Below are 521 nucleotides of genomic sequence, written 5' to 3'. Positions count from 1 at the left end.
GCTTAACGCAGCCTCCCACGTCCTTCATCGGCTCCTGATGCCAAGGCATCCACCGTGTGCCCTAAAAAACTTGGCCACAAAGATGCTCGCGTCCACTATGCAAATCTCAAACAACAAACAGCAACCGCCCCCACACCCCGCAACGGAGATGCTTCAGCGGCCCTGTACTGAGGTATCCAACAAACCGAACGAATTCGGCCCGTTTCCTCAGGACCCAACAGTGTGTCCGGCACCCCGTAACCCCTGTGCCGCCGTTCCCACTCCCCTCGCGGGGCGGTACTTGCCGGTCAGCGATCACGCTGTGCCGAGTAGCCAGTGCTCCACTAATGAGCTGCCGAGCATCAGACATTCGCTGATGAACCCGACGTAGACCAGGACTCTCGTCCAGGTCAGCTGCTCCTTAGAAAGGAGGTGATCCAGCCGCACCTTCCGGTACGGCTACCTTGTTACGACTTCGTCCCAATCGCCAGCCCCACCTTCGACCGCTCCCCCCAGCAAGCTGGTTGGGCCACGGGCTTCGG

At 60.1% G+C, this 521-nt stretch carries 1 rRNA gene; it reads right to left on the bottom strand.

Going from position 1 to position 521, the window contains the following annotated elements:
• Positions 1-404 precede the first annotated feature (404 nt).
• Positions 405-521, bottom strand: a 16S ribosomal RNA gene (locus KME80_RS49865); the annotation flags it as partial.

It is taken from the genome of Nonomuraea ceibae (assembly GCF_019396325.1).
Taxonomy (GTDB): Bacteria; Actinomycetota; Actinomycetes; order Streptosporangiales; family Streptosporangiaceae; genus Nonomuraea; species Nonomuraea ceibae.
The sequence above is the reverse complement of the archived record's forward strand: the minus strand, read 5'-3'. Positions and strand labels throughout refer to the sequence as shown.